This is a genomic window from Saccharothrix sp. S26 (assembly GCF_021390395.1).
GTDB lineage: Bacteria > Actinomycetota > Actinomycetes > Mycobacteriales > Pseudonocardiaceae > Actinosynnema.
In genome coordinates this window covers 217,005-242,917 of sequence record NZ_JAJUWT010000012.1, presented here as the reverse complement: position 1 = coordinate 242,917, position 25,913 = coordinate 217,005, and the positions used below count along the sequence as shown (strand labels likewise).

General features: G+C 71.5%; 28 protein-coding genes and 1 pseudogene. 13 read left to right on the top strand and 16 right to left on the bottom strand.

Going from position 1 to position 25,913, the window contains the following annotated elements; all coding sequences use genetic code 11:
- Window positions 1-26: 26 nt before the first annotated feature.
- On the top strand, window positions 27-773 hold the full coding sequence (locus LZG04_RS21265; RefSeq protein ID WP_233819522.1) for a phosphotransferase family protein: 747 nt from the start codon (window positions 27-29) through the stop codon (window positions 771-773).
- Between the two features lie 94 nt (window positions 774-867).
- Here the strand turns inward: LZG04_RS21265 and LZG04_RS21260 are convergent, their stop codons facing one another.
- From LZG04_RS21260 to LZG04_RS21230, 7 genes and pseudogenes are all read right to left on the bottom strand, one after another.
- Window positions 868-1,194, bottom strand: a complete 327-nt coding sequence (locus LZG04_RS21260) for a DUF1048 domain-containing protein (RefSeq protein ID WP_233819521.1) — start codon at window positions 1,192-1,194, stop codon at window positions 868-870.
- A 1-nt stretch (window position 1,195) separates the two neighbouring features.
- Window positions 1,196-1,552: a DUF1048 domain-containing protein gene (locus LZG04_RS21255; protein WP_233819520.1), complete on the bottom strand. Its 357-nt coding sequence runs from the start codon at window positions 1,550-1,552 to the stop codon at window positions 1,196-1,198.
- A complete protein-coding gene (locus LZG04_RS21250) occupies window positions 1,549-1,875 on the bottom strand; it encodes a PadR family transcriptional regulator (protein ID WP_233819519.1) in 327 nt (108 codons plus the stop codon). Before LZG04_RS21250 ends, LZG04_RS21255 begins: the two co-directional genes overlap by 4 nt.
- A gap of 222 nt (window positions 1,876-2,097) precedes the next feature.
- A pseudogene (locus LZG04_RS21245) lies at window positions 2,098-2,652 on the bottom strand (HAD-IC family P-type ATPase); the annotation flags it as partial.
- Window positions 2,653-2,710: 58 nt separating this feature from the next.
- Window positions 2,711-3,262 (bottom strand): HD domain-containing protein, encoded by a 552-nt coding sequence (locus tag LZG04_RS42630; RefSeq protein ID WP_233819518.1) that lies wholly within the window; start codon window positions 3,260-3,262, stop codon window positions 2,711-2,713.
- Window positions 3,263-3,393: 131 nt separating this feature from the next.
- The gene (locus LZG04_RS42625) at window positions 3,394-3,639 is read right to left on the bottom strand and encodes a hypothetical protein (RefSeq protein WP_233819517.1); all 246 of its coding nucleotides are present in this window, start codon (window positions 3,637-3,639) and stop codon (window positions 3,394-3,396) included.
- 254 nt (window positions 3,640-3,893) lie between these two features.
- On the bottom strand, window positions 3,894-4,682 hold the full coding sequence (locus LZG04_RS21230; RefSeq protein ID WP_233819515.1) for a helix-turn-helix domain-containing protein: 789 nt from the start codon (window positions 4,680-4,682) through the stop codon (window positions 3,894-3,896).
- A gap of 202 nt (window positions 4,683-4,884) precedes the next feature.
- Between LZG04_RS21230 and LZG04_RS21225 the strand changes: the two genes are divergently transcribed.
- A complete protein-coding gene (locus LZG04_RS21225) occupies window positions 4,885-5,847 on the top strand; it encodes an ATP-binding cassette domain-containing protein (protein ID WP_233819514.1) in 963 nt (320 codons plus the stop codon).
- On the top strand, window positions 5,844-6,635 hold the full coding sequence (locus LZG04_RS21220; protein WP_233819513.1) for an ABC transporter permease: 792 nt from the start codon (window positions 5,844-5,846) through the stop codon (window positions 6,633-6,635). The genes LZG04_RS21225 and LZG04_RS21220 overlap by 4 nt, the downstream gene beginning before the upstream one ends.
- A 53-nt stretch (window positions 6,636-6,688) precedes the next feature.
- On the opposite strand, the gene LZG04_RS21215 is transcribed toward LZG04_RS21220, so the two are convergent.
- The 7 genes from LZG04_RS21215 to LZG04_RS21185 all read right to left on the bottom strand — a co-directional run bounded on the left by LZG04_RS21215 (window position 6,689) and on the right by LZG04_RS21185 (window position 12,352).
- Entirely contained in the window at window positions 6,689-7,714 is a 1,026-nt protein-coding gene (locus LZG04_RS21215) for a TIR domain-containing protein (protein WP_233819512.1), read from the bottom strand.
- Between the two features lie 168 nt (window positions 7,715-7,882).
- The gene (locus LZG04_RS21210) at window positions 7,883-8,212 is read right to left on the bottom strand and encodes a DUF6204 family protein (RefSeq protein ID WP_267937151.1); all 330 of its coding nucleotides are present in this window, start codon (window positions 8,210-8,212) and stop codon (window positions 7,883-7,885) included.
- Window positions 8,213-8,348: 136 nt separating this feature from the next.
- Window positions 8,349-10,538 carry a hypothetical protein gene (locus LZG04_RS21205; protein ID WP_233819508.1) on the bottom strand — a complete coding sequence of 730 codons (2,190 nt, stop codon included), beginning with the start codon at window positions 10,536-10,538 and terminating at the stop codon, window positions 8,349-8,351.
- Window positions 10,539-10,588: 50 nt separating this feature from the next.
- Window positions 10,589-10,954, bottom strand: coding sequence for a GntR family transcriptional regulator (locus LZG04_RS21200; RefSeq protein WP_233819507.1), 366 nt, complete (start codon window positions 10,952-10,954; stop codon window positions 10,589-10,591).
- A complete protein-coding gene (locus LZG04_RS21195; protein ID WP_233819506.1) occupies window positions 10,951-11,721 on the bottom strand; it encodes a hypothetical protein in 771 nt (256 codons plus the stop codon). Before LZG04_RS21195 ends, LZG04_RS21200 begins: the two co-directional genes overlap by 4 nt.
- A 62-nt stretch (window positions 11,722-11,783) precedes the next feature.
- Window positions 11,784-12,056 carry a hypothetical protein gene (locus tag LZG04_RS21190; RefSeq protein ID WP_233819505.1) on the bottom strand — a complete coding sequence of 91 codons (273 nt, stop codon included), beginning with the start codon at window positions 12,054-12,056 and terminating at the stop codon, window positions 11,784-11,786.
- Complete coding sequence (locus LZG04_RS21185; RefSeq protein ID WP_233819593.1) at window positions 12,053-12,352, bottom strand: WhiB family transcriptional regulator; 300 nt, start codon at window positions 12,350-12,352, stop codon at window positions 12,053-12,055. The genes LZG04_RS21190 and LZG04_RS21185 overlap by 4 nt, the downstream gene beginning before the upstream one ends.
- Window positions 12,353-13,141: 789 nt before the next feature.
- On the opposite strand from LZG04_RS21185, the gene LZG04_RS21180 reads away from it, so the two are divergent.
- Genes LZG04_RS21180 through LZG04_RS21145 form a run of 8 tightly spaced genes read left to right on the top strand, consistent with a single transcriptional unit; the run spans window position 13,142 to window position 19,163 of the window.
- Window positions 13,142-14,287 (top strand): WXG100 family type VII secretion target, encoded by a 1,146-nt coding sequence (locus LZG04_RS21180; RefSeq protein ID WP_233819504.1) that lies wholly within the window; start codon window positions 13,142-13,144, stop codon window positions 14,285-14,287.
- A gap of 37 nt (window positions 14,288-14,324) precedes the next feature.
- A complete protein-coding gene (locus tag LZG04_RS21175; protein WP_233819503.1) occupies window positions 14,325-14,702 on the top strand; it encodes a hypothetical protein in 378 nt (125 codons plus the stop codon).
- The gene (locus LZG04_RS21170; protein WP_233819502.1) at window positions 14,699-15,508 is read left to right on the top strand and encodes an ESX secretion-associated protein EspG; all 810 of its coding nucleotides are present in this window, start codon (window positions 14,699-14,701) and stop codon (window positions 15,506-15,508) included. The genes LZG04_RS21175 and LZG04_RS21170 overlap by 4 nt, the downstream gene beginning before the upstream one ends.
- On the top strand, window positions 15,505-15,927 hold the full coding sequence (locus LZG04_RS21165) for a YbaB/EbfC family nucleoid-associated protein (protein WP_233819501.1): 423 nt from the start codon (window positions 15,505-15,507) through the stop codon (window positions 15,925-15,927). Before LZG04_RS21170 ends, LZG04_RS21165 begins: the two co-directional genes overlap by 4 nt.
- Window positions 15,924-16,229: a type VII secretion target gene (locus LZG04_RS21160; RefSeq protein WP_233819499.1), complete on the top strand. Its 306-nt coding sequence runs from the start codon at window positions 15,924-15,926 to the stop codon at window positions 16,227-16,229. Before LZG04_RS21165 ends, LZG04_RS21160 begins: the two co-directional genes overlap by 4 nt.
- On the top strand, window positions 16,226-17,755 hold the full coding sequence (locus tag LZG04_RS21155) for a hypothetical protein (RefSeq protein ID WP_233819498.1): 1,530 nt from the start codon (window positions 16,226-16,228) through the stop codon (window positions 17,753-17,755). Before LZG04_RS21160 ends, LZG04_RS21155 begins: the two co-directional genes overlap by 4 nt.
- Window positions 17,756-17,782: 27 nt before the next feature.
- Window positions 17,783-18,127 carry a hypothetical protein gene (locus LZG04_RS21150; protein WP_233819497.1) on the top strand — a complete coding sequence of 115 codons (345 nt, stop codon included), beginning with the start codon at window positions 17,783-17,785 and terminating at the stop codon, window positions 18,125-18,127.
- Window positions 18,128-18,161: 34 nt separating this feature from the next.
- Window positions 18,162-19,163 carry a hypothetical protein gene (locus tag LZG04_RS21145; protein ID WP_233819496.1) on the top strand — a complete coding sequence of 334 codons (1,002 nt, stop codon included), beginning with the start codon at window positions 18,162-18,164 and terminating at the stop codon, window positions 19,161-19,163.
- Here LZG04_RS21145 and LZG04_RS21140 read toward each other — a convergent pair.
- Window positions 19,147-21,420, bottom strand: coding sequence for an NACHT domain-containing NTPase (locus LZG04_RS21140; protein ID WP_233819495.1), 2,274 nt, complete (start codon window positions 21,418-21,420; stop codon window positions 19,147-19,149). The two genes, LZG04_RS21145 and LZG04_RS21140, sit on opposite strands and share 17 nt — an antisense overlap.
- A gap of 310 nt (window positions 21,421-21,730) precedes the next feature.
- On the opposite strand from LZG04_RS21140, the gene LZG04_RS21135 reads away from it, so the two are divergent.
- Window positions 21,731-23,080 (top strand): hypothetical protein, encoded by a 1,350-nt coding sequence (locus LZG04_RS21135; RefSeq protein WP_233819494.1) that lies wholly within the window; start codon window positions 21,731-21,733, stop codon window positions 23,078-23,080.
- A gap of 405 nt (window positions 23,081-23,485) precedes the next feature.
- The gene (locus tag LZG04_RS21130; RefSeq protein ID WP_233819493.1) at window positions 23,486-25,012 is read left to right on the top strand and encodes an FAD-binding oxidoreductase; all 1,527 of its coding nucleotides are present in this window, start codon (window positions 23,486-23,488) and stop codon (window positions 25,010-25,012) included.
- Window positions 25,013-25,235: 223 nt separating this feature from the next.
- Here LZG04_RS21130 and LZG04_RS21125 read toward each other — a convergent pair whose 3' ends face one another.
- Window positions 25,236-25,907, bottom strand: a complete 672-nt coding sequence (locus LZG04_RS21125) for an SMI1/KNR4 family protein (protein WP_267937258.1) — start codon at window positions 25,905-25,907, stop codon at window positions 25,236-25,238.
- Window positions 25,908-25,913 lie beyond the last annotated feature (6 nt).

The following is a 25,913-nucleotide window of genomic DNA, read 5'->3' as shown; positions in this document are numbered from 1 at the left end:
CGGCCGTCCCCGCCAGGATGGCCGACATGGAAGCGGTCGAGGTCGTCGTCGCCCACCGGCAGCGCGCGACGCTGCGCGTCGGCGACGTGTTCCTGAAGGTCGACGGCGACCCGGCGCACGCCGACGTCGAGGTGCGGGCGATGGCGATGGCCCCGGTGCCCACCCCGGCGGTGCTCTGGCGCGAACCGCCCGTGCTCGCGATCGCCGCCGTGCCCGGTGAAGCGCTCGGTGTCCTCGGCGCACCGTCGACCGCGTCCCCGGCGGCGTGGGCCGCGGCCGGTGCCGCGATCCGGAGGTTGCACGACGCGCCGTTGCCGCCGTGGCCGGGGCGCGGGCTCGACGACGTGGCCGCCGAACTCGACCGCGAGTGCGCGTGGCTGCTCGCCAACGGCGTCCTGCCCGCCGAGGTGGTCCGGCGCAACCGCGAGATCGCCACGGCCGCGCTGCGGCCGTGGAAACCGGTGTTCATCCACGGCGACCTCCAGATCACCCACGTGTTCGTGGACGGTGACGAGGTCACGGGCGTCATCGACTGGTCCGAGGCGGCCCCCGGCGACGCCATGTTCGACCTGGCCACCTTGACGCTCGGGCACGAGGAACGCCTGGACGACCTGCTCGCCGGTTACGGCACCGGCGCGGACCACGCCGTGATCCGCGCCTGGTGGTCGCTGCGCAGCCTGGTGGCGTCGCGCTGGCTGATCGAGCACGGCTTCGACCCGGACGCGCCGGGGTGCGAGTTCGACGTGCTCAGATCCCGGATGCGGGAACCCTAGAGCGCTGCGCAGCGAAATCCGGCCTTGCTCGCTGCGGTGCTGGTGAGCTGCTGAGCGTGTGAAGCCGCTCCTGTGCGGTCGAGGCCGCCAGGCATCACGTCCCGGCTGTGCCGGGTTTCCCGTCGATCGACTCCCGGTGGATGTCCGTGTAGGTGCGCGAGTCCTTGATCAGGTCGTCGCAGAAGGCGGCCACGTCGTCGCCGATGAGTTCCAGGACACCCTTGCCCGTCGCGACGCCCTCTTCGAAGAAGTCGACGATGCCCGAGAGCAGGGTGCCGTCGGCCAGGTCGACCGGTCCGACCTTGAAGAAGTACTTCTGCATCTCCTCGTAGACGATCCGGTAGTCGGGCGGGAGCGCCTTCACCCTCGCCACGTGCGCCCGCCAGTACCTCTTGCCGTCGATGATGCCTCGGATGCCCACGTCAGCCTCCCAGCCGGGCCAGTTTCCTCGCCACGTTCCTGTTCACCTGCTCGCGCCACCGGTCGCGGTAGGTGCGGGCCCCTTCTTCGCCGGCGAGCGCGGCGCAGAAGCCCTTGACGTCGTCACCCAGCACCTCGTGCACGTCCTGCCCGTCGGCCGCCGTCTCCTCGAGCAGGCCGAGCACGCCGTCGAGGATCGGCACCAGGTTCCGGCCGGTGAAGTCCCCGTACGCGAAGAGGTGACCCTTGACCTGCTCCCAGGCCGCCCGGTGTTCGGCCGGCAAGGCCCCCGCCCTGGCTTCGAACGCCTTCCACCGCCTGGTGAGATCACTGCCGGTGACGGTCTCCCAGAACCTCATCCCCCACCCTCCCTGAGCTTGTCGATCCGCGACGAGACGTACTCCCACTTCACCCAGAACGCCGCGAGCTCCGCGCGCCCCGCCTCGTTGAGCGCGTAGAACTTGCGCGGCGGGCCCTGTTCGGACGGCCGCTTCGCCATCCCGACGAGCCCTTTCCGCTCCAACCGCAGCAAGATCGCGTACACCGTGCCCACGACGACCTCGGTGAAGCCGAGGTCGTTCAGCCGACGCGTGATGGCGTACCCGTACGTCTCCTCGCTGCCGATGATCTCCAGCACGCAGCCCTCGAGCGTGCCCTTCAGCATCTCCGTCAGGTCGTCCATCGCACGGCCTCTTCGCCCTCCCGGTACTCGGTGACGCTGACTACCGCTAGACAGTATCACTGAGTAGTGGCCGGGCAAAGCCCGAGGCGACCCGCGTTCGAGCCTCCGTCACCCGGCACCCTCGATCGCGCGGTTGAGCGCGGTGGCGTTGACACCCGGGTTCGCCGAGGAACCCGGCGGCCCGACCGTCGCAGCCGGCGATGGTTTGCTTGAGCACGGTGGTCACCCGATTCCGGGGATGAGGCGGACGAGCAGGTCGATGAGCCAGATCCCGGCGAACGGCGTGACGATGCCGCCGAGCCGTGGACCAGCAAGTTCCGCCGCAACAGCGCCGCGGCGTCGGCGGGCTTGCAGCGCACGCCGCGCAGGGCCGGCGGGATCAGCGCGACGATGATCAGCGCGTTGAAGATCACCGCGGACAGGATCGCGAAGTACTTCGCCGGGTCGTTGGCCACGCTGAACGTCGTCAGCGCGCCACGCGTGATCGGCAACTGCTTGCCGATCCACACGATCTCGATCAGCTTGGTCGGTCGGAGTCCAGGTCCACCATGTTCCCGGCCTCCTTGGCGGCCGACGTGCCGGTGTTCATGGCCACGCCGACGTCCGACCGCGCAAGGGCCGGGGCGTCGTTGGTGCCGTCGCCGGTCATCGCGACCAGCCTGCCGCCCTCCTGCTCCGCGCGGATCAGGGCCGGCTTGTCCTCGGTTCGGCCTCGGCGAGGAAGTCGTCCACGCCGGCCTCGTCGGCGATGGCCTTGGCGGTCAACGGGTTGTCCCCACGCGTCGTTGACACCGGGAAGGGGGCGGTGTCGCGACGGCCCGCTCAGCGCTGGGGCTCACGCGCTCGCGGCCCGTGCCTCGACCCTCTGGGCGACCGCGAGCAAGTGCGGTTCGCGCACGTGGTGGGCCCGTGCGTTGGGCGAGTCGGGCCCGTGTCGGTGCAACATGTCGGCCAGCCGGTCGCGGATCGACACCCGATGACCGCGGCTGTCGACGGTTTGGTCGGCGTAGGTCAGGGCGTCGGCGACGGGGCCCGCCTCCCGCGGGTAGGTGTCGAGCGGGCCGTCCAGGCCCAGGACCGCGGCCACGAACCGGGCACCCGAGTGGTGCGCGACGAGGGCGGCGACGCGGCGGGGCCAGCCGAGCCGGTCCAGGTGACGGGCGCCGTCGAGCGGGTGGAAGCCGGTGTCCACCGTGGGTTTCGCATAGCCGATGTCGTGCAGCCACGCGGCGGCGACGAGCAGGTCGCGGTCGGTCGTGGGAACCGTGGTGGACAGCTCGGCGGCGCGGTCCGCCACGGCGACGGTGTGCCTCCACCGGTCCCCGGTGCGACCGAGGAGGTTCGCCGCCAGGTCGCGCGCGTGCTCGGTGTGGTGCCCGGTGATCACGCATCCGGTTTCCCCGAACACCTGAACGCGGGGTGAACGTCCGGCGGACGGTCGGCGAATCACCCCGGCGCGGTCGTGGACCCGTGGCCTTCCGGTCGCGGGGTGAGCCGGCCGGTCCCGCGACGACCGCGTCAGCTCAGGACGTTGCAGCGCCCCTGGGTGAACTCCAGGTAGCCGCGCTGCACGCCGGAGGTTTCGACGTTGCCGAAGCAGTCGACGGACCGGTAGCCGTTGAACTGCGTGTGCTCGGGGTCGGCGTACCACTGGTACAAGCACGCGTAGCCGCTCTTGCACACCGGGATGGCCTGGGCCGAGGCCGGCACGAGGGCGGCGACGCCGAGTGCCGCGACGACGGCGACCAGCAGACGACGGATCACGGTGGACCTCCTTGCGACTTGCGCCGGGAACGACTGCGCCGTGCGAGATCGCGTCCAAGGATGGCAGCCGGACCGCGAACCGCAGCACCACCGATCGGCAGAACGCTTCGGACCGACCGAAGCCGCAGGTGGTGGCTGTCGGTCATGCCAGGCAGCACGGAATTCGCGACGCGCCGTGACGTGGCGGGATCACCCCCTCGTGCGGATGCCCTCCTGTCGCTCGCAATGGTGAATGGAGCCGTACCCAATGGCGATCATGTCGCACGGTCGTTCAGCCCTGTCGAGAGGTGGGCCCCGGGGGACTTCTGAGTCGAGTCCCGGTCGTTTCCCGGCGTCGGGGGATGGGCGGAGTAGACCTCGTGCCAGTGCTCGACCGAACGGACCAGGTCGTCGAGGACGTGGAGGAGGAACTGTCCCGTGTTCTCCAGCCTCGCGCCGGCGGGGGTGGCGGGGCCGAGCTTCTCGGCCGCGTCCCGGCACGCCTCGGCGATCCGGGTCTGGGCGCGCACGCCGGCCATGATCGACCGGTACGCGACGTCGTCGTTGACGGCGTAGCGCTCGGCGCGGCTGCGGGGGTCGCGCTCGCGGGTGACGAGCGCCTGGCCTTCCAGGTAGCCGATGGCCTTCGAGACGGAGGCGGGGCTGACGTGCAGGCGGCGCACCAGTTCCGCGGCGGTGAGGCTGCCGCTGTCGGTGGTGAAGAGCGCGGCGAAGACCCGGGCCATCATCCGGGGGAGCCCGGCCTGGATCATCAGCTCCACGCTCTGCGCGTCCACCTCGTCCACGACCCGCAGGTCACGTCCACCGGAGGCCGTTCCCGGTGACCTGGTCGCGGTGGTCCGGCGTTGGCGCGCGTGCCGTTCGGCGGCGCGGTTGGCCGCCTCGGCGCGGTAGCCGCGTGGGCCGCCGTGGCGCATCACCTCGCGGGTCACGGTGGAGGTCGGACGTCCGATGCGACGGCCGATGGAGGCGTAGGTCAGGTCTTCGCGCAGTCCGGCGGCTATCTGCTGTCGGTCCTGGAGGGTGAGTCTGTCACCGGGCATCGGGTGTCCTCCACGGTCGGCGTGCCGTCCAACTTAGTGCAACGGGGTTGCAGTTGCATTACCCGGCACGCACCATGCAACAGTTCTGGCTGATTTACCAGGCGCTATGTCGTTGCTTCACGTCTGCGTGATTGACCGCTCCGTGTATGCAACGTAACTTTCGCCGCATCGTGAAGGCTCATGAACGATGGGGGCGAAGCCCATGACCACCGATCACGCTCGACCCGCGGTCACGGCGACCGCGATGCGCAAGGCATACGGCGAGCACGTCGTGCTCGACGGCATCGACCTCGACATCCCCGCCGGATCCGTCTTCGCACTGCTCGGCCCGAACGGCGCGGGCAAGACCACCGTCGTGCAGATCCTGTCCACGCTCATCCGTGCCGACGGGGGAGTGCTGCGGGTCGCCGGCCACGACGTGGTGCGGGAGTCGGACGCGGTCCGTGCCGCCATCGGCGTCACCGGCCAGTTCTCCGCGGTCGACGGCTTCCTCACCGGCGAGGAGAACCTGCTGCTGATGGCCGACCTGCACCACCTGCCCCGCCGGGAGCGCAAGCGGTGCGCCGCCGACCTGCTGGAACGGTTCGACCTGGTGGACGCGGCGCACAAGCCCGCGGCGACGTACTCCGGCGGGATGCGCCGCCGCCTGGACCTCGCGATGACGCTGGTCGGCCGGCCCCGGGTGATCTTCCTCGACGAGCCGACCACCGGACTGGACCCGCGCAGCAGGCGGACCATGTGGGAGGTCATCCGCGGGTTGGTGGCCGACGAAGGTGTCACGATCTTCCTCACCACGCAGTACCTCGAGGAAGCCGACCGGCTCGCCGACCGGATCGCGGTGCTGCACCGGGGGAAGCTCGTCGCCCAAGGCACACCGGAGCAGCTGAAGCGGCAGGTGGGCGGCGGGCACATCACCCTGCGGTTCACCGACCCCCGCGGCCACGACCGCGCGGCCAGGACGCTGGACGTGATGGCCCGCGACGACGACGCCCTCACCGTGCAGATCCCCGGTCAGGGGGACGTGCGGTCGTTGCGCGCCCTGCTGGACCGGCTCGACCACGCCTCGCTCGACGTGGACGAACTCCGGGTCCACACACCCGATCTCGACGACGTCTTCTTCGCGCTGACGGGCAACCCGGTCGCGGAACAGGAGCCCACCCGATGAGCACCGCCACCCACGCCTTCACCGACTCGATGACCATGCTGCGCCGCCAGTGGCGGCACATGCTGCGCTACCCGACCCTCGTCCTCACCGCCGCCGGCGTCCCGGTGATCTTCCTGCTGCTGTTCGTCTACGTCCTCGGGGGCATCCTCGGCAGCGGCATCGGCGGACCGTCGGGCGGCCGTGACACCTATGTGGACTACGTCGTACCCGGCATCATCCTCATGACCGCCGCCACCGCGGCCCAGGGCACGGCGATCTCGGTGGCGATCGACCTGAACGAGGGCATCGTCGCCCGGTTCCGCACCATGGCCATCGCCCGGGTCTCGGTGCTCACCGGCCACGTGCTCGGCAGCCTCACCCAGACCCTGCTGAGCATGACCGCCGTCACCGGCGTGGCGCTGCTGGTCGGCTTCGAACCCACCGCGGACTTCGTCGAGTGGCTCGGTGTGATCGGCCTGCTCGTGCTGGTCATCTTCGCGCTCACCTGGCTGTCGGTCGCGCTGGCGATCCTGGCCAGGAGCATCGCGGCCGCGAGCAACATGCTGACACCGCTGATGGTCCTGCCGATGATGGGCAGCGGCTTCGTCCCGACCGACTCGATGCCCGCGGGGCTCAGGTGGTTCGCCGACTACCAGCCGTTCACCCCGTTCATCGAGACCCTGCGCGGGCTGCTGATGGGCACCCCGATCGGCACCAACGGGACCCTCGCGATCGGCTGGTGCGCCGTGATCGCCGGAGGCGGCTACCTGTGGTCCAGGAAGCTCTACAACCGCGAACCCGCCAAGTGAGCGTCCTGGGCGAGGTCGGCACGACGACGGGGAGGCGTGGCGGCAGCCGGTGGTCAGGAGACGTCGAGGACGTCGATCACGAACACGAGCGTCTCGTTCGGCGGGATGTCCCCCTGTCCGCTCGGATAGCCCTTGTCCGGGGGCACCACCAGCAGCCGACGGCCGCCCTCCTTGGCACCGATCAAGCCTTCGTTCCAGCCGTCGATCACTTGCGCGTTGCCGACGTTCTGCACTTCGAAGGGTTGGTTGATCGCGAAGCTGCTGTCGCGCGCCTTCCGGTCCGACCACGTCAACAGCGCGTAGTGGACGAGGACCGTGGCACCGGTGGCGACCTGCGGGCCGTTGCCGGGCGTCAAGTCGCGGATGCCGAGGCTCGCGGGCGGTGCGCAGTTCGAGGGCAGGGCGATGTTCGGGTACGCGTAGGCGTCCTGGACCACCTGGATGTCTTCGATGGCACAGGACGCTGAAGGCGTGGTCACGGCGCCGACGCGCTCCGCGGTCGTAGTCGGGCTCGACGTGTTCGATGACGGCTTGAGGCCGGTGTCGCCGGATCCGGCGGGCAGGTTCGCGAGCACCACGATGACGGCACCCACCAACGTGACGACGGCCCCGGCCCACCGCACGGCTTTGCGCGTGGAGGGGGAACCGTGATCCTTCGGGGCGGGTGCGCTTGAGTCGGCGTGGGCGTCGGGGGAGGACTCGGTCGTGGTGGCTTTGCGGAGCGCTCTGAGGAACCGGTCGCCCGGCATCGAGCGGTCGCGGACGTCCTCGTACTGGAGGTTGCCCAGGCGGAAGAAGACGGTGCCGTCGAGCAGGACCGGGACGATGGGCTTCCCCCGGTCGCGCGCCCTGGTGATCTCGAGGTCGACCCAGTCGGACGCTTCGGCGTCGGGGGTCATCACCACGACCAGCGCGGCGCACTCGTCGATCTTCGTCCGGATCACGCGCTCCCAGCGGTCCCCGGTGATCAGCTCATCGTCGATCCAGGTCGGGATGTCGTGCTCCACCCGCAGGTAGCGGGCCAGTTCCTGGGCGTAGGCCTGCTGCGCGCGGCTGTAACTGATGAAAACGTGGGTCAACGTCCAGCGGTCCGATCTCCCGTGCTGCCGCGCGCCGAACGGGCGGGTGCCGCTACTTTGTCATCGACTTCGCCAGTGCCTCTCCGCAGGACTGCGGTCACCGGGGTGATCTGCGCATCGGTCCGGTGCCGGTTCCGAGGTGGGCGTCTCGTGAGGCGCCAGGCCGGCTCAGCGGGGACGGCGGATCTTGACCAGGTCCATGTCCGTGGCGGAGGCGCGCATGTCGCGGAAGTCGACGCCGAACTCCTCGATCGCGCGGGAGGCCAGCGCCAGGGCGCGGTCGCACACGGCGCGGTTGGTCGGTCCCACTTCGGCGCGCAGTTGCACGCGGAAGCTGAAGAAGTCCAGCGACCTGTCGTAGGACAGCGCTCCCTGCTCGGAGAAGCCGTTGGTGAGCACACCGTGCCGGTCGACCTCGGCCAGCAGTCGTTCGCGTCCGGCGTCGTCGAGATCGGTGAACCTGCCGCGCACCATGACCCGAAAGGTGTGCTCCACCATGTGCTGTCCCTCGCTCGCTTGGCTGTGGGCTGCATCGTGGGCCACCAGCCGGACGAACCGCAATCGAGATAGTGGAGCCTGCGCTTCACTCTGTCCGTTCTCGGCTGATCGCACGAGATGACAACCCGACGGCCGGTCACGGGGTCTTGCGGATCAGGTTGGTGTAGCCCGCGATCGCCAGGGTCGCCAGTCCGAAGATGCAGAACTGGACGATCCAGATGGCGATGGTGAAGCGCTGTCCGGGGGTGCTCGCGGTGTCGAGGTCGCAGCGAGCTCGGAGGCCGGTCACGCCCAAGGGCAGTCCTCTGTCCAGTCCCAACCCCACCAGTTCGACGGTTGAGCAAGGCGTGCCAGGTGCGTCGGGTTGGACCGTGGCAGGCCGGACCCGTTCGGCCGCGTGGTGGCCGGGACGGGTCTCCACCTGGCCGGCCAGCCAGCCGAGGCAGCCGGCGACGGCCACCGCCAGGAACAGGGCGATGGCGGTGCGACGTGCTCGGAACCCGTAGCCCGCCAGCACTCCCCAGAGCAGGTGAATGGCGCGCGCCAGCAGACCACCGACCCCGGCGGAGTCCCTGCTCAAGTGGTGTTGCTGCGCGATGAGCACTTCGCGGGCGTTGTTGTCGTGCCCGGCCGCCCGTTCGATGGCGGCGAGGTGTTGATAGGGCTGAGGTCGGTAAGCGAACCCGTGACGCCGGATCACGTGGAGCCACTCGCGCCAAGGCGAGCCGAGGGACCCGCAGGTCATGCCATCGACGTTCACCGATTTGGCGCGCACGCAGGACGTGCCGCGTGGTTCGGGGCAGATCAATTCGGTAGGGATCGTGATCGCTCCATCGACGACTGCGTCCACGAGGTCCAAGATCTGACCGGACTCACTTTCCACCCGCATGGTCGGGCAGTGCACGTTGCCTCGCACGTGTGCTCCAGGGAGTTGGACCGTCGCCCGTGTCCCTCTGCCGCGGAATTCGGTGCCGCTGAACACGAGATGCCCGTCGGTCCGCATCCTCTCCGCTTCCAGTGCGGGCCCGGCCATGTTCGTGACAGTGGTGCGACTGAAGTCCGCCGTGCCCCCGATGTGAACGCCGAAGACCCAGACCGACCCTCTGGAGTGGGAGGCGTGGACGGTCGCGTCACGGAAGAAGAGAGAGTGACCGATGTCCGCAGACTCCGCGTGCAGGCCAGGGCCCACGCCGTTCGTGATGGTCGTGCCGTTGAACTCCACGGAACTGCCGATGCGCGCACGGGGGAATCGAACAGCTCCGGCCGGACTGGTGCCCAGCAACCTCGCGTCACGGACGAAGAGGTACTTGCCCACACTGGCACCTTCGGCCCCCAGGGCTGAGCCGCCCTGGTAGTTCGCGACGTCTACGCGGTCGAGGTTTGCCAGCCCGTCCACGCGCGCACCGGACAGGTCGAGAGCCACCCGCGAGCCACCACCACGCAGGTGCGCTGCCCTGACGAGCACGTGGTTCTGCACCGTCGTGTCGTTCAACGTCACCGCAGCGCCGTCGTGGTTCTGGACCTGCGACAGGTCGAGCGACAACGAACCACCGATGTGAGCATCGGTCAGGGACAATGCGACGGATCCGGTCCCTCGCACCTTTGCTCTCCGCAGCCAGACGTGGGAGTCGGAGCGCAGGTTGGAGCACTGCAAGGCCGGTCCGCGGTCGTTGGCGACCGTCAGCTCGTCGAAGTTGGCGTAGCCGATGTGGGCTTTGACCAGATAGATCGAGGCGGTCGATCCGGTGCCTCGCAACGTGCTGCCCGCCATCGACAGGATCTCACCCACGCTCATCGCCTCACCGGTAAAAGCCGGTCCCGACGCGTTGACGATCACCGCGTCGCGGATCAACAACATGCCGCCGATGCGGGCGGTCACCATGGTGAGCGCCGGTTCGGGAGCGGAGCATCGGACTACGACACCGTCCAGGCTGCAGTCCTTGTCGATCTCGACACCGTGCGCCGCGATGCCGACCAACCGGCTGCCGTCGAGCGTCAAACGGGGGAGATGAGCGCCCGTCAAGTTCATGACCTCGGGTAACGCGCAGTCGACCAGCTTGAGGCCGACCTCGGCGTCCACGTCCTCCAAGTCCAAGGGGCCCGTGATCTGCACCCCCGCCAAGCGGACCCCGCGCGGGTCGAGCGGACCGTGCCTGCCCAGCAGCAGGTCGCGGACGACCTCGGCGCGGATCTGATAACGCGGGTCGTGGGTGTGCGTGAGGCGAAGCAGGTCGAGTCCCTCGGCTTCGAACCACTCGCCGGACCGCGAGGCCGCGACCGCCTCCTGTTCGATTGCGGTCAGGTCTCCAAGGCGGTCGTCCGTCACGCTGTCGATTATCTCCAGCGTGCCACAAGGCATCAGGTCGCCGGAGCGGTCTAAGGGACGGAGGGGCGGGCCAGGGCTGCCTCGACGATCCGGACGGCCTCGGTGGGGTCCATGCCGATGCGGGCGATGACGGTGGCGTAGTCGAGGGCGGCGCGGCGGGCTTGTTCGAGGGTTCGGTCGCCGGCGGCGGAGACGTAGGAGCCCGCCCGGCCCCGCGTCTCGATCAGGCCCGCTTCCTCCAGTTCCCGGTAGGCCCGACCGACGGTGTTCACGGCCAGGCCCAGGTCGGCGGCGAGCCGGCGGATCGTCGGCAGCCTCGTGCCGACGGCGAGCGAGCGGTCCTGGATCTGCCTCGCCAGTTGGGCCCGGAGTTGTTCGTACGGCGGGGTCGGCGAGGCCGCGTCGATGACGATCATCCGGTGGCCATGGCCCGCCGTGCCGCCGTCCCGTCACCCGTGGTCCGGATCCGGAGCAGGCTGAAGGCGATCGCGCCCACCACCACGAACGCCAGCGAGGCCACGTTCCACCAGCCGAGTGAGTCCCCGTTCAGGAAGATCGCCGGCAGCACCCACACCAGACCTGGGGTGACGAGGGCGCGAGCGTCCTCGACCCGCATGACGACATCGGCCGTGAGCGACACCTCGTCCTCCGCCACGGCCGGGCTCGCCAGCACCTGGCGCAGCTGCATGACGATGCCGACGGCGGCACCGGCCAGGCCGATCAGCACGACGACCGCACCGGACCGCAGGAGCGGGTCCGCAACCGGCAACACGCTCACCGCGAGCAGTGCCGCGCAGGCGAAGCCGGCAACCGTGAAGACGGCGTACGGCCGGCCCAGCACCGCCCGCCACCCCAGCTCGACCGGGTGGGCCACCCGCCGGGACAGTCGCGCGCCGGCCCGCCGGTCGACGCGCCGCACCCACGAGCCGAGCAGCCACTGCCCCGCCAACAACCCGACCACCAATGTCGTCAGCAGCGGTAACCGGGACGTGCCGGGGCCGGGAAGTGCCGACACGTGCGTGAGCGCCGCACCGATGATGAACGCGGCGATCAGGGCACTGCCGACCACGTTGGCCCGCCACCGCGCCGCCAGCCGTGCGGCGAGCAACGGGGTCGGCCGAGCGTCGACCAGCCCGTGCCGGGCCAACCACCGCTCGACCTCCGCGCGGTCTGCCTCCCGCATGACACCACCTCCGAATGTCACAATCTTTGTCTCAACAAGATGAGTCATAACATGCGACAATGTCAACCCCGGGTCCGCCGTCGGGCCCGACGGCGTCCGCCGTACCAGGCCACCCCGCTCGCCGCGAGCCCCGACGCCCCGCCGTACACCCACGCCTCACCGGGGGAGTGGACGGCGAGGATCGCGACCGCGGCGGCGAGCACCGCACCGCCGAGCGTCGGGCGCAGCAGCAACAACGCGTTGCGGGTGCGCTGGTCGTCGGCCAGGACGTAACCGATCAGACCGTGCGCGGGAGGTTCCGGGCGCCGGGCGGGTGTGGTGGACGTCGCCCTCACCCCGCGGCCAGGTCGTCGGAACCGTGTGCGCGTCGGGCGAGGTCGAGCAGTTCGCGCCACGACGTGACATCCGGCCTGTGGCGCAGCAGCGCTCGCCGCTCCCGCTCCATCAGGCCGCCCCACACGCCGTGCTCGATCCGGTTGTCCAGCGCCTCCGCCAGGCACCGGGTCCGCACCGGGCACCCCAGGCAGACGACCTTCGCCTTGCGCTGCTCGTCGCCGCGGCCGAAGAGGTCCTCGTCATCGCGACAGGACGCGCGCTCGATCCAGTCGTCCGTCCGGGCCGGCGGGCGCACGACGGTCGTGGTGGGCAGGCGGCGGCCCCAACCCTCGACCTCGGCGGACGGGTTCTCCGTGAGGTCGACGGCGACGGCCACCAGAAGGTCGGTGATGTCCGCGCGCGCCATCCCCGCCTCGGACCGCGGACGCGCGCGGGACCGTCCGTTGCCGCGGCTCGGCGGCGATGAGGCGGTTCTCCAGGTCCTCCTGCGCCGCGTCCAGGTCGTAGTCGGCGTAGCGCGCGTGCAGGTCCGCTGAAGTCCAGCCGCGCCACGAGGCCGGCGACGTCGTCCGGCGCGGTCCACCCCTCGACGTCCTCCGCCACCGGCACCGGTTGCCTGCTGCGCTTGCGCCGGAAGTCGACGAGCGAGTCCCTCAGGACCTTGAACGCGAACGCCTGCGGTGACCGGGCGGCCCGCAGCGGTGCTCGCGCCCGGTACAGGGCGAGGAAGGCCTCGCTGACGACCAGGCCCGAGCGTCGCGCGTGCACGCGCAACTCGCACGCCGACACGTGCTCATGCTGGTCACGACCACCTCACCCCACCACCGCGCCGACCGGCTGTCGTCCACCGTTCACCCCCGATGCCGTCGCACCGGCCCGGTTCGTCCAGGCGATCCCGCGACTTCACTCGTTCGTCGCAGCCGGGCCTCGACGGTCCCGTGGCCGGTCCACGGCAGGTTTTCGCAGGTCACGGGCACCGGACATGGATGGCCGGTCGATGGCCCCGTCATGGCCTGGTGATGGCCGCCCCGGTGGGCCGAGCATCGGTGGCCACAAGCCCTGACGAACTGGTGGGAGCGCGCGAATGATCGACGACCCGGTCGCGGCGATGGCGGGCGCGGTCTCCGCGGGGGTGGCGGAGATGGCCGACGCCATCACGGCGGTGCTCACGGAGATCGACGTGGCCGGGCAGGCCGTCGTCGACGCGTTGAACGCCGCGCTGGCAGGCGCCTGGAACCCGGGCGACCCGACCGGCGGGGACGAGGTGGCCTCACGCGGGCCGACCAACTGGGCGGCCTACAGCCACGACGAGCTGTACCGGATGCTGCGGGAGCAGGCGGACGTCGGCGACGTCAGCGAGATCGCCGCCGAGTGGGGGCGCCACGCCGACGCCCTGACCGGGCACGCCGACACGTTGCGCGAACAACGCGCGGCGCTCACGGCGAACTGGCGGGGCGAGGCCGCCGAACGGGCGACCGAGCGGATCGACCAGCTGGCCGGGCTGGTCGGGGCCATCGGCGCGCGGGCACGCCAGGTGCGGCAGGCCGCGCAGGACTCGGCGGACGCGCTCGCGCGGGCCCGCAACACCATGCCCCCGCCACCCGGACGACCACCGCTGACCGCGGCGGGTGACGGTCCCGACGCCGAACGCCCGCCCACTGCCACCACCAGCGGCGACGGCGTGGTGTTCGCGGTCGGGGCGGTGTTCGTCGGCGGCACGAGCATGTTCGACGCCGACTTCCTCGCCGGTTCCGCCAAGTCGCGGGCCGAGGAGGTGATGCGCGGCTACGAGTCGAGCCTGCACGGCAGCGATGCGCTGATCACGCCACCTGTCCAAGCCGCGATGGGTGACGCGGACCTGACCGGCTTGACGACCACCTCCGGCTTCACGCCGCCCGCCGCCGTGGCGAACGTGCCCGGCGGTGGCGGTGGCGGTGGCGGTGGCAACGGCGTGCCGTGGTCCCAGCTCACCCACGTCACCACGCCCGACAACGGCGGCGCGACCGGTCGGAGCCCGCTCCAGCCCGGTGTCGGCGCGCCCGTGCTGCGCACCGCCGTGAACCACCTCCAAGCGTCCGGGCGCGTGCCGGCCGGCACGGGGTTCACGCCGTTCATGACCCCGATGGCGCGGTCGGACGGCGACAAGGACCACAAGCGGCAGCAACCGAACGTCGTCCGGGGCCTGTTCGCCGACGACCGGATCCCCAGCAAACCGGTCATCGGCGAATGACCGGCCGGGCGCGCGCACATCGACAGGGGGAGATGACATGCCGGACGAGAGGCCGGGACGCGGCTACGAGGTCGTGCCCGAGGAACTGAACGCGTTGGTCAAGACGCTGGGCGAGGTGGCGGACGCGGTGCGGGAGCTGGTGGCCTCCGCCGAGCGGCTCGGGCAGCGACCGCCGCTGCTGGGCACCTCGCCGTTCGCGCTGGTGCTGGCCGACCGGCTGCGCGCCACCGCGGGCGAGGCCGGGCTGACCGGCGAGCTGGGCGCCGCGGAGCACCACCTGCGCGACTACCACCGGTCGCTGGTCTCGGTGCTGTCCGGTTACGTCGACCTCGACGAGACCGTGTCCGCCGCGCTGGGCACCGCGACGACCGTGCTCGACACGGCCACCGACGTGGCGGGGAGGTTGCTGCGGTGATCGCCACCGACCACCCGACCGACCGCTCCCACGCCGTTCACCTCGGGTTCGCCGAGCTGGACCTGCTCACCACGCACGCCGGCGCGCCGATGCCGTACCCGGTGCGGGTGCCGTGCTACGGGCGGACCGGTGCGGCGCGTGCCGCGGTGCTGGCCATGGCGGGTGCGACGTTGACCGCGCGCGGCCTCGCCGACGACACCGGACCGGTCGGCGTGGCCGCCGAACTGGTGGCCGCGCTGCGCGCCCGGCAGGGGACCGTCGACCTGGTCGTCACCGGGACCGACGGCGGACCGGTCGGCGTGGTGGCGCTGCGGCACGGGTCGGCGGCGCTGGTGTGCCGGCAGCGGCTGACCCGCGGCCACGCCGACCGGGTCGCGGTCACCCGCCTCGCGTGGGACGGGCTGGCCGACGCGGTGTGCCGGGAGGTGCCCGGGCTGCCCGGCGCGCTCGTGGTGCCGATCTCGCTGGACGCCCGGGTCGTGGCCGCGGCGGGCCGGTCGCGGCCGGTCACGCGGGACGGGTTGCGCGAGCTGACCGCGGCCACCGGCGGCGACCCGGACGAGCTGGACCGGCTGGCGGACCTGCTGCCGACGGTGACGGGCCGGGGACAGCTCGGCGCGACCGACGCCGGCCGCCGCACCCACGAGCTGTCGTGGCTGGACGGCCCGTCCGGGCGGGTCCGGATCGACCACGGCGACAACGGGTGGGTGAGCGTGAACCCGTTGCACCCCAAGGACATCCACCGCTTCGTCCGCCGGCTCACCGGCGCCGGGGCGCAACCGCGACCAGGAGAGGGACCATCGTGAGCGCAGAGCAGTGGCTGGCCGACTACCAGCGGGAGCTGGCCGGCGCGGTGGACGGCGCGGCGAGGGCGAACGCCCGGCTGCGCGAAGTCGGCGGGCACGCCGTCGCACCACGCGGTGAGGTCGAGGCGTGGGTCGGCGTGAGCGGCGCGCTGGAGCGGCTGCGGCTGACCGCGCGGGCCCGCGCGCTCGAACCCGACGTGCTGGCCGACCTGATCGTGGCGACGGCCCAGGCGGCGCAGCGGGCGGCGGCCGGGCGGATCACCGAGATCATGACCGACTTCGTCGGCCCGAGCGCGGCGCTCGACCTGGTCAAGGCGCACCTGCCCGCCGACGTCGCGCACACCGGCGGCCGCCGTCCCCGCCGGTCCGCCGCGGACGAGGACGACTACTTCGAGAACCCGGAGGTACGAGGAGAATGAGCGGCTTCGACGTCGACGTCGAGCAGTTGCGCTGGCACGCCACCACGGTCGCCGGCATCGCCGACCAGCTGTCCGGGGTGTCCGGCCGGGCACCCGACCGCGTGGCCGACGGCGCACTCGGCTCGTTCGCCGAGTTCCTCACCGCCGGGTTGTCCGGCGCGGTCGGGCGGGCCAACGCCGCGATCGGCGACGTGTCCGCCGCGGTGGACACGATGAGCGTCGGCATCCGGCGCACCGCCGACGGCTACCAGAGCACCGACGAGAACTCCGCCGACCACCTCGTCCGGGAGTACCACCGATGAGCACCGACAAGACGACTGCCCAACTGCTGGCCGAGCTCTCCGAGGTGTCCACCGCCGTGCGGGACGGGCGGTGGTCCACGGGCCGGTTGGCCGACCTGCCCGCACCGACCGACTTCGGGGCGCTCATCTCCGCGCCCAACCCGCTGGCGACGTTGAGCAGCTCGGGCGTGGGCGTGCTGACCCCGCACGTGTCGTTCCTGGCCAAGCCGCTCGACCAGTTCCGCGGCGACTCGGGCGCGGTGAGCACCCCGGCGCAGGGCCTGGCGACCGCGGCCACGGACATCCGCGCGCTCGCCGACACCCTCCGCCAGGCCGGCACCACCGAGACCAGCGGGTGGACCGGTGAGGCCGCCGACGAGCACCGGGTCACCAGCGCCCAGTTCGCCGAGGGCGTCACGGCGATCTCCGAGGCGGCGAAGACGATCGCGGGCGCGATCGCGGGCGCGGGCGAGGAGGTGGTCAAGGCGCTCGCCGAGATCGTCCGGCTGATCGGCCAGGCGGTCGGCGAGATGGTGCCGGTGATGGCGGACGGCATCGCCCGCGCCCCGTTGACCATGGGCGCGAGCATCGGTGAGGCGATCGCGAAGTGCGTCGCCATCGCCAACAAGTGTGGCGCGGAGGTCGCCGCGGTCATGGCGAACCTGCTGGCCAACGCCGCGAACCTGATGAAGCTCGTCACCATGGTGCTGACGATCGTGGACGCGGTCGTGCAGCTCCTGCAGAAGCTGGCGAAGATCGCCCAGGGCAGCGGCGGTGACGCGACCGGCGGCACGTCGTCGCAATCGCCGGAACCCGGTGAGGACTCCGGCACCGGCCAACCCGCCGACCCCGCGACCGGGGGCACGTCGACGTCCACCGAAGCGGGCCAGGCGGCGACCTCCGCCGGGACCGACCCGACCGGCGCGACCACCGGCACCGCCACCGGCACGAGCGGTGACCGGACCGGCGACACCGCCCGGCCCGCCTCGCTCCCGGCCGGCACCACGACCGCCGTCGGCGCGCCGTCCTCGCCCAGCACGCCGAGTTCCACCGCCGGCCTGCCGTCCACGACCAGCGGTACCGGGGGCGCGATGCCGTTCGCCGGCATGGCGCCGATGGCCGGCGCGCGCTCGACCACCGGCACGGCGGGCGTCCGGCCGCCGAACCGCCTGGCCCCCGGCGGCTCCACCTCCGCGGGGGCACCGAAGGAGACCACCGCGGACCGACCGGTCGCCACCGCCGCCGGCGACACCTCGTCGACCGGTGTGCCGCTCATGCCGATGTCCACACCCCTCGCCTCCCGGGGCCCGGGCGCCGACGACGCCGAGCACCAGCGGCGTTACGAGGTCAACTCCGACGCGGACACGTTCGCGGCCGACGACGAGGACGGCATCGTCGCCTCAGGCGTCATCGGCGCGCCCACCGAACCGGTGCCCGTCGCCACGCCCGCGAACGCCGAGGCGCGGCCGGCCAAGGTCGTCTGGCGACTGGGCGAGAACGGCGCGCTCGAGGCGACGCCGGTGGCCGAGTCGCCCCGCGACCGGTGACCCGTCCACGTCAAGGAGGAGCAACGCATGTCGTTCCAGACCAACCTCGAATCGCTCAACAACGTCGCCCGCAAGGATCTGCGGGACCTGTCCTACACCTACGCCGTGTTGGCCAACGACGCGCGCAACACCAACCTGGCCGACGACAACATCGCCGAGGATCCGCCGGTGACCGGTGACACCGGGGCCTTCGCGCAGAGCTGGAGCGGCCTGCGCGGGGAGATCGTGAAGGTCCTGGACGCCTGCGCGGGCAACGCGGTCAAGATCGGGAGGGCCATGGAGCATGTGGTCGACACCTACGCCGCCACCGACGCCCGGATCGCGGACGCGATGGCGCGCCAGACCGAGTCGCTGAACCACACCCCCGCTTGAGCGGATCACCGCGGCAGACCACCAGGAGCCGACCATGACCTTCCACACCAAGGACGAGCTGCGAAAACTCGGCAAGGACGTCGCCGACGCGGCGCGGGCCGCCGTGCTGCGCGAACGGGAGATGAAGCTGCTCGGCCTCGACATCGACAACCCGTTCGACCTCGACCTGTTCCCCGACACCGACTTCTACCTGGGCTACCCGGACCTGTACGAGAGCTTCGCCACCCCGGACCCGAAGGGGATGCAGCGGGCCCTGAACACGCTGGGCCGCACGTCGTTCGCGCTCAAGCACGACTTCCCGGCCCTGAACCCGAGCGGGACCGAGGTGCCGGTGCCGGACATCGGCGGCGGTATCGCGGACCTGGCCGGCAAGGACACGCCGACGCAGATCTCGCGGAACATCGACTACAAGATCCGGGGCTGGCACGGCCACGCCAAGGACGCCTTCCAGGAGAAGATCCTGACGAAGTTCGACGAGAAGGTCGACAACCAGGTCGTGGCGGTCAACCTGCTGGCGGCGTCGCTGTCGATGCACATGCACCTGCGCAAGAAGCTCAACGAGAACGTCTGGGACGTCGGCCAGAAGTCGATCGAGGCGTTCAACAAGGTGGCGAAGGTCGGCTTCGGCGACGCCGCCCAGGTCGTGCTGCTGGTCGGCATCGCCGCGGCCACCGCGTGGACCGTCTGGGGAGGCGTGGCCGCGGGTGGGCTGGCCGCGGTCTCGGCGAAGGACGCCGCGTCGGTGGTGGCCGGGTTCAACAACATCCGGGTGAGCCCGCAGGTCGCCCGGACCATCAGCCACGACAGCCCGAACAAGGCCGACGCCGACATGAAGGGCTTCCTCGGCGAGGTGGCCAAGTCCTACCACGACCAGGAGCAGGACATCGTCGCCGCGATCAACCACCTCGGCGCGGGGTTGCGGGACCCGGCCACCAACTCCCTGTTCGTGTTCCCCGCCCCGCCCGAGGTCGACTCGCTGGACGAGCAGGGCGACAACCTGCCCACGCTCGACACCGAGTTCACGCCGGATCGCTGACCGGCTGCCGCGCGGCGGCGAGGTGCGCTTGCAGCCGGGCGTGCCGGAACTGGTAGTACGGGCCGGACTGGCGCAGCACGCCGCGCCGGCACGCGTCCTCGAGGAACGCGACCACCGCCCAGGGCAGCCGGCCGGTGAGCGGCAGCCAGATCCGGGCGAACACCAGCCAGTGGCCCCACGGGGTCATGCCGAGCACGTAGCCGGCAGCACCGGCGACCGCGCTGACCAGGGCCGCCGCCACCACCAGCGACGGCGCCCAGTCCAGGTCGATCCCGAACGGACGACCGACGTCGAGCGCGTCCAGCACCTCCGCCGCCGCCACGATGAAGCCCGCGAACAGCGGCGCCAGCACGAGCGCCGGTCCGGCCGGCACCGCGCGGTTGGCCCGGATCAGGTCCGCGGGCCTGCCGGCCGAGGTGAGGTCCACCGGTGTCTCGATCAGGCCGAGCACCCGGAACACCAACCCGACCCCGACCGCGTAGACGAGCCCGAACGCCACCGCGTCGAAGACCCACGAGCCCACCGCGGCCGCGGAACGGGAGGTCACCACGGCGAGCAGCCGGTGCGCCGTGCCCAGCAGGACACCGAACACGAACCCGCACAGGGCGCCCGTCCGCAACCGGCTCCTGGTCTGCGCGCTCAGCCGCCGTCGACCACCCCGCACGCTGATCCGGAGGTACAACGGCGCGGGCACCCCGCGGCCGACCGTGACCGCGTACGTGACCACCATGAGCACCGCGCCCAGGAACCCGATCAGCAGACCCGAGAGGAACCAGGAGCTGGAGCCGATCGTCACCCCGAACGCGCTCGCGACCCCTTCCACCAGCCAGTCGACCACGGCGGTCGTGACGCCCGCGACCAGGCCGAGCAGCGAGGTCCGCGAACCGCGGCCGAACGCGGTGCCGAACTCCCACCACGCGAGGTCGGTCGTGCGCCGCCCGTCCAGGTGCGCGGCGAGGAAGCGCAGCCACCGCGTTGCCTCCTCCACCGACCAGCGCTGGTCCAGGCCCACCGCGCGGTCGAGCGGCTGGTGCCGGTACGCGGTCGGCACGAAGCCGGCCAGCAGGTGGTCGGCGATGCTCTCCGCGGTGGGGAACCGCCGCGCGTCCAGCAGCTCGGCCGGGTCACGTCCGGTCGTGTCGCTGTAGTTGGCGCGGGCGAGGCCGACCATCAGCGGGGTGGTGAGCGCGACGGCGGGCGGGAGGTCGGGCCGTTCGGCCAGTTCGCGCAGCACCGGGTCCCACGCGGTCGCGAGGTCGCCCGCGGTCCGGCGCGCCGTGCGCGGCAGGTGGTCGGCGAGGTCCGCGACGGTGAGGTCGGCCAGCTCGACCGCGGCCGCGCCGCGCAGCACCCGGGAGGCCGTGACGGCGTCCCGGTACTCGTCCGGCCTGCTGGTCAGCACGAGCGGCAGCACGATCTGGTTGAGCGCGACGAGGGCCGGCCGGTGCAGCCCTTCGGCGATCTCGTCGAAGCCGTCGAGCACCGGCAGGATCCGACCGCTCTCGATCAGCCGGGCGGCGAGCGTGGCGCCGCTGCGGCTCGGCCGCGCGAGGCCGGGGTAGTGCCGGGTCAGCTCGGCGACCAGCCACTCGTGGAAGGACGTCTGGACCGGGTGCCACGAGCCGATGCCGACGACGACCGGGACCGCGCCGGCCGCGGTCGACGGGTTGAGCAGGTCCAGCACGAGCCGCACGGCGAGCATGCTCTTGCCCGCGCCCGCCCGGCCGAGCACGACGAGCCGCCCGGACGGGACGCGCCGGTAGCAGGGCACGATCGCGTCGAGCGTGCCGGCGAGGTCGGTCGGCGCGTCGGGGTCGGTCAGCTCCGCGCCGACCGAGCGCCAGCGCAGCGGCAACGGGCCGGGGTCGTGGATCCGACGCCGCATCTCCTCCTGCTGCCACCGCGCCCGCACCACGTCGGCGAGCTCGTCGGCCGCTTCGACCAGCTCCCGTTCGTTCGCGGTCAGGTACCGCCCCGGTTGGACGCGAGCCGCGTCGGCCGGCGCCACGGGCCGATCCGACGGGGCCGGCTCGTCGGCCTGACCCACCGCGGCCAGCAGGGTGGCGTGCTCCGCGGGTGACAGCGCCAGCGCTTCGGCCAACTGCCGCACGGTGCTCAACTGCGGGTTCACGCCCGCCTGGGTCTCGAACCGCCGGACCGTGCGCACCGCGACCCCCGACCGCACGGCCAACTCGTCCTGCGTCAACCCCGCCTCCCGACGGAACCGGCGCAGCAACACGCCGAACCGGTCTGCCACCCCGCACCCCCTGTCGAAGATCAGTTCCCCGGGGCCAACGTATCGGAGGTCGAACCACCTGTATCCGCAAAAGCACTTCTTCGACGTGACGACCCGGCCCGGTCCGCGGTTGCGGGTGTCCGTAGGCCCGATTGCTCCCCAGTGCTGACAGCACTGGTCCAGGCCGGTGAATCGGGGGTGGCGTCGTCCGGTGTGGGTGGCACTCTGGCCCACTGCGCCCGTAGCCGGGTGGTCGGACCGGGGTCGCCAACGTCGACGAAGGGCTTGTGCAGTGCTGAGAACCGTTCGCGGACTGCTTGCCGTCTTGGTGATGACCACCGCTGTGACCTGGCCCGGGGCCGGGAGCGCCGGGGCGGTCTCGTGGACCTTGACCACGGCGCAGCGGCAGGCGTACCTGTACCACTACGCGCCGCTGATCTACAAGCGCGGCGACGAGAACAACAGCCAGGAGGGCACGGACTGGCTGTCGAACTACGACTTCGACCGCAACGGGCGGTTCTCCGACAACCGGGTGAACTGGCGCAACGTCAACCAGTACGTGCAGGGCGCGAACACCCACTGGCGCATCCGCCCGACGCTCTACAGCGCGTTGCTCGAGTACGCCGAGAACGGGACGAAGAACCTCGTCCTGCTGTACCACGTGTACAACGCGGCGGACAAGGACTTCGAGCAGATCCACGACTGGGAACGCGTCGAGATCGTGCTGCGGGGCGTGACCGGGAACCCCGGCACCGGTGAGAGCGTCGCCTACGCCACGGTGACCACCCACCACGAGCACATCATGCGGCGCTCCACCGACAGCGCGGTGCAGTTCATGACGACGGCCACGGGCAAGCACCTGATGCTGTGGCAGGCCGACGGCAGCGGGGCCCTGCCCACGACCACGCGCGGTCACGAGCTCCGGTTCGCCACCACGCCGTGGAGCACCGTCGCCGCGGCCCTGAACGGGACCGGCAAGGCCGAGGTCGACATCAACAACGACAGCAAGAAGAACGTCCACTACGTGTTCGTCCCGGAAGCGTCGCAGGCCGCCGTCTCCACCTGGGGCGCGCAAGCCGTGACGTCCGCCTCGGCCCCGGCCCTGGCCAGCCGGCTCGACAACGGCGACTCCACGGCCTGGCGGTCGGTCAAGCGCGTGACCTACGAGCTGCAGGACCTGGCCGACGTCCTGCCGACGCACTGGCAGAACTGGCAGCTGCACTGGCGGGACACCAAGACCAGCGACGTGCTGCTGGAGTCGCCGGTGACGTCGGAGACCGGTCAGCCGGAGGTGTCCGCCGGCCTGCAACGCTTCTACACCGCCTCGCTCGACATCGGCGCGGGCGACCTCACCGACGGCCGCGAGGGCATCCCGTCCAAGAGCTGGCTGTACGGCGCGTACTCGGGTGAGGCGAACGCGGACGACAGCGCCGGCTCCGACGACTTCGGCGGCTACGAAGGGTCGGGCCTCGACAGCTACGGCCGCAGCAGGGGCGTGGTCAGCGGCGACCTCGCGTCCCACAACGCGTACTGGCGGCAACACGACTTCTTCGTCCACACCGGCGTCGTCGACACCGCGGACCGCCGCGAGGCGGGCACCTGGTTGCCCGCCGGGTGGCACCTCGCCGGCAACGGCGGCTTCGACGGCCGCTGGACCCAGCTCTTCGACGACCGCCCCTGACCACGGCGGTGCACGTTCATCACCCGAGCGGGTGTCGTGTACCGGCGGTGCGCCGGTACACGAACGATGGAACGCGGTGCCGTGGTCGGCGCCACGCCTCGTGCACGGGAGCGGTGAGGGCGTGGCGCCGGGCCACTCCGATGACGGACGCGGTCGGCCGTTCGTCGCCGCCGTGCTCCCGCCGGACGTGTTCCGGGCGGGTAAACGCACCTGTCGGTGGGTCATGCGGGGTACCCGCCGCCCGGTGACCCGGCAGGCTGAACCACCTTCCGCCGCACCGACCGGTGCCACGACGCTGAGCGCGAGCGGGCACCTCGATGTGACTGTCCCCTGTGGTCCCATCGAGGTGCCCGTGCAGCCCCGGACCGGCCGTGCCGGGGGCGACGCAGCGGAGGAGAAAGAACCATGCCGGTCAGTCGGAGGACCCTGCTCAGCGCCGGCGCCGCGGCGGCGGCCGCGGTGGCCTTGCCACACGGCGCGTCGCCGGCGGTGGCCGCGGGGACGCGGGCCGGGTTGCCCGTGGAGGGTGCTGCGTGGCGCGCGCTGCGCCGAGCGCTCAGCCCGGCTGCCCAGCTGCTCACCGGCTGCGCCCCGGTGGACAACCAGCGTTACGCCTACCCGCCACCGCTCCGGGAGATCGTCTGCCAGAACGAGCACGACGTGCAGGTGGCCGTGCAGTGGTGCCTGGTGGAGGGGGTGCCCTTCCGGCTCCGCTCGGGCGGCCACAACTACGCCGGCTACTCGACCGTCCCCGACGGGGTGGTGATCTGCCTCGGGGAGAGGATGCACTGGCTGCACAAGGACGGACAACGGTTGCACGTGGGCGGCGGCTCGACCAACTCCGATGTGTACGACAACCGTGGACTGGGCCTGTACTTCCCCGGCGGGCGGTGCCCGACCGTCGGCGTGGCGGGGCTGACCCTCGGCGGCGGCCTCGGGTTCAACGACCGCAAGTGGGGCTTGACGTGCGACCGGCTCGTCGAGACGAGGCTCGTGCTGGCCGACAGCACCCTGGTTCGCGCCACCGAGAACGAGAACGCCGACCTGTTCTGGGCGTGCCGCGGCGGGGCGGGCGGCAACTTCGGCGTCAACACCTCCTTCGTCTTCGACGCCGTGCCGGTGGCGCAGCTGCGCGCCACCGTCTTCGACCTGACGTTCCCCCTCGACGTCGCCGTGCCGGTGGTGCAGGAGCTGCAACACCTGCTCGACACCGACCACACGCACGACCTCGACGTCCGGATCGGGTTCAAGCACGCGCGGGACGGCAAGGCGTTCCTGTGGGTGCTCGGCCAACGCCTCGGCCCCGAAGCCACGCTGCGGCGACTCTTCCGGGGTTTGCTCGCCCTGCACCCGACCTCCGAGTTCATCGAGGAACGCGGGTTCTGGGAAGCGCAGGACCACTTGCTGGACGTCCCCGAGGACCGGGAGTGCTACACCTCGAAATCCCTCGTCCCCGACCGCTGGCTGACCGCGGACGCGCTGACCGCGATCACCGAGTGGACGCGCGGCTGGGATCCGGGCAAGGCACGGGCGGACGGCTACGTGACCTTGTTCGCCATGGGCGGCGCGAGCGCCGAGCCCGCGCCGCACGACACCGCCTACCCCCACCGCGGGGCGAAGTTCGTCATCGACATCGGCAGCCGATGGGCACCCGGCGCCTCGGAGGAGGAGTCGGAGGCGGCGCTGCGCCAGACCCGCCAGGTTTACCGCACCTTGCGCACCCTGCTGGGCACCGACGCGGCCTACGTCAACTTCCCCGATCCCGAACTGGTCGACTGGCAGCACGCCTACTACGGCGGCAACTACGAGCGCCTTGTCAAGGTCAAGAACAAGTACGACCCCGACAACCGGTTCCGCTACCCCCAGTCCATCGGCACACCGGAACTCCTGACGTCACCGCGGCCCGCACGAGCGGCCTCCGCACCCAGGTAGGCACCACGATGGCCCGCACCACCGCAGGTCGGCTTCGTTACTTGATGACCCGGGTCTGGTCGCCCTGGTGAACCGGGTGCGGCCGTTGCCGTGCCGGCGGCGTGCTGGTGAGCGCATCCGATGCGGGATGTCGTGGCGCCGGCAGCGCCAGGACCGGTTGTGGGCCGTCTCCCACGGCCCATGCCGTTGCGGCAAGTCCGGCCACGCCCGTCCAGGCCAGGCGCTAGAAGGGCTCGAAGTCGCGTTCCTTGCCGGCCAGGTCCCAGCCCAGGATGTTGCGCTCGCTCCGGCTGTTCGCGAGTTGCCGCATCACGGCGGTCATCGGGCGTCTCGTCCTCGTCCAGCCCGCGGCGAGGTTGCGGCTCAGGAACACGACGTGCCAGCGGTCCGGGTCGGGGTGCCAGGGCAGCCAGAACAACGACCCGCCGGAGGAATCGGAGGCGAACGGGATCACGCCGCGCGGTTCGGGGAAGGGCGGGAAGGAGTCGTCGTCGTACTCCTCCCAGAGGATCCGCACCCCGAGCAGCATCCCCTCGAACTCGTCCACCAGCCGCGCCAGGGACTCCTCGTCCTGGACGGGGTTGAAGACGCAGACCACGTCCCGGAACATCCCGGACGGGAACCGGCGCATGAACTCCTTGTAGTCGGCGGGCAACGGGGTGCCCAACCGGCGCTCCACCACGTCCCAGCCCAGCGTCGGGGGTGACCGAACCGGTCCACCCCAGCGCGACCGCCGTCCTGCCCACCGCTTCACGTGCGTCCATCGACTACCCGCCCCCTCGGCTGATCCCCCGCACGCATTGCACCACGGACCACCGACACCCGATGTGCTCGCACGGAAGTCCGGCGTTGGTGAGGGGTCGGCCAACGGGGCGCGGTCGTCGCCCGAGGTCATTAGGGC

What these genes read in the sequence shown, in the direction of transcription:
- LZG04_RS21160 (WP_233819499.1), top strand. Translation starts at nt 15,924, where the DNA reads ATGAGCGGCTTCGACGTCGACGTCGAGCAGTTGCGCTGGCACGCCACC.
- LZG04_RS21210 (WP_267937151.1), bottom strand. Translation starts at nt 8,212, where the DNA reads ATGGTGGAGCACACCTTTCGGGTCATGGTGCGCGGCAGGTTCACCGAT.
- LZG04_RS21135 (WP_233819494.1), top strand. Translation starts at nt 21,731, where the DNA reads ATGACCACCGCTGTGACCTGGCCCGGGGCCGGGAGCGCCGGGGCGGTC.
- LZG04_RS21220 (WP_233819513.1), top strand. Translation starts at nt 5,844, where the DNA reads ATGAGCACCGCCACCCACGCCTTCACCGACTCGATGACCATGCTGCGC.
- LZG04_RS21255 (WP_233819520.1), bottom strand. Translation starts at nt 1,552, where the DNA reads ATGAGGTTCTGGGAGACCGTCACCGGCAGTGATCTCACCAGGCGGTGG.
- LZG04_RS21155 (WP_233819498.1), top strand. Translation starts at nt 16,226, where the DNA reads ATGAGCACCGACAAGACGACTGCCCAACTGCTGGCCGAGCTCTCCGAG.
- LZG04_RS21250 (WP_233819519.1), bottom strand. Translation starts at nt 1,875, where the DNA reads ATGGACGACCTGACGGAGATGCTGAAGGGCACGCTCGAGGGCTGCGTG.
- LZG04_RS21145 (WP_233819496.1), top strand. Translation starts at nt 18,162, where the DNA reads ATGACCTTCCACACCAAGGACGAGCTGCGAAAACTCGGCAAGGACGTC.
- LZG04_RS21195 (WP_233819506.1), bottom strand. Translation starts at nt 11,721, where the DNA reads ATGCGGGAGGCAGACCGCGCGGAGGTCGAGCGGTGGTTGGCCCGGCAC.
- LZG04_RS21200 (WP_233819507.1), bottom strand. Translation starts at nt 10,954, where the DNA reads ATGATCGTCATCGACGCGGCCTCGCCGACCCCGCCGTACGAACAACTC.
- LZG04_RS21175 (WP_233819503.1), top strand. Translation starts at nt 14,325, where the DNA reads ATGCCGGACGAGAGGCCGGGACGCGGCTACGAGGTCGTGCCCGAGGAA.
- LZG04_RS21180 (WP_233819504.1), top strand. Translation starts at nt 13,142, where the DNA reads ATGATCGACGACCCGGTCGCGGCGATGGCGGGCGCGGTCTCCGCGGGG.
- LZG04_RS21265 (WP_233819522.1), top strand. Translation starts at nt 27, where the DNA reads ATGGAAGCGGTCGAGGTCGTCGTCGCCCACCGGCAGCGCGCGACGCTG.
- LZG04_RS21225 (WP_233819514.1), top strand. Translation starts at nt 4,885, where the DNA reads ATGACCACCGATCACGCTCGACCCGCGGTCACGGCGACCGCGATGCGC.
- LZG04_RS21230 (WP_233819515.1), bottom strand. Translation starts at nt 4,682, where the DNA reads ATGCCCGGTGACAGACTCACCCTCCAGGACCGACAGCAGATAGCCGCC.
- LZG04_RS21130 (WP_233819493.1), top strand. Translation starts at nt 23,486, where the DNA reads ATGCCGGTCAGTCGGAGGACCCTGCTCAGCGCCGGCGCCGCGGCGGCG.
- LZG04_RS21150 (WP_233819497.1), top strand. Translation starts at nt 17,783, where the DNA reads ATGTCGTTCCAGACCAACCTCGAATCGCTCAACAACGTCGCCCGCAAG.
- LZG04_RS21125 (WP_267937258.1), bottom strand. Translation starts at nt 25,907, where the DNA reads ATGACCTCGGGCGACGACCGCGCCCCGTTGGCCGACCCCTCACCAACG.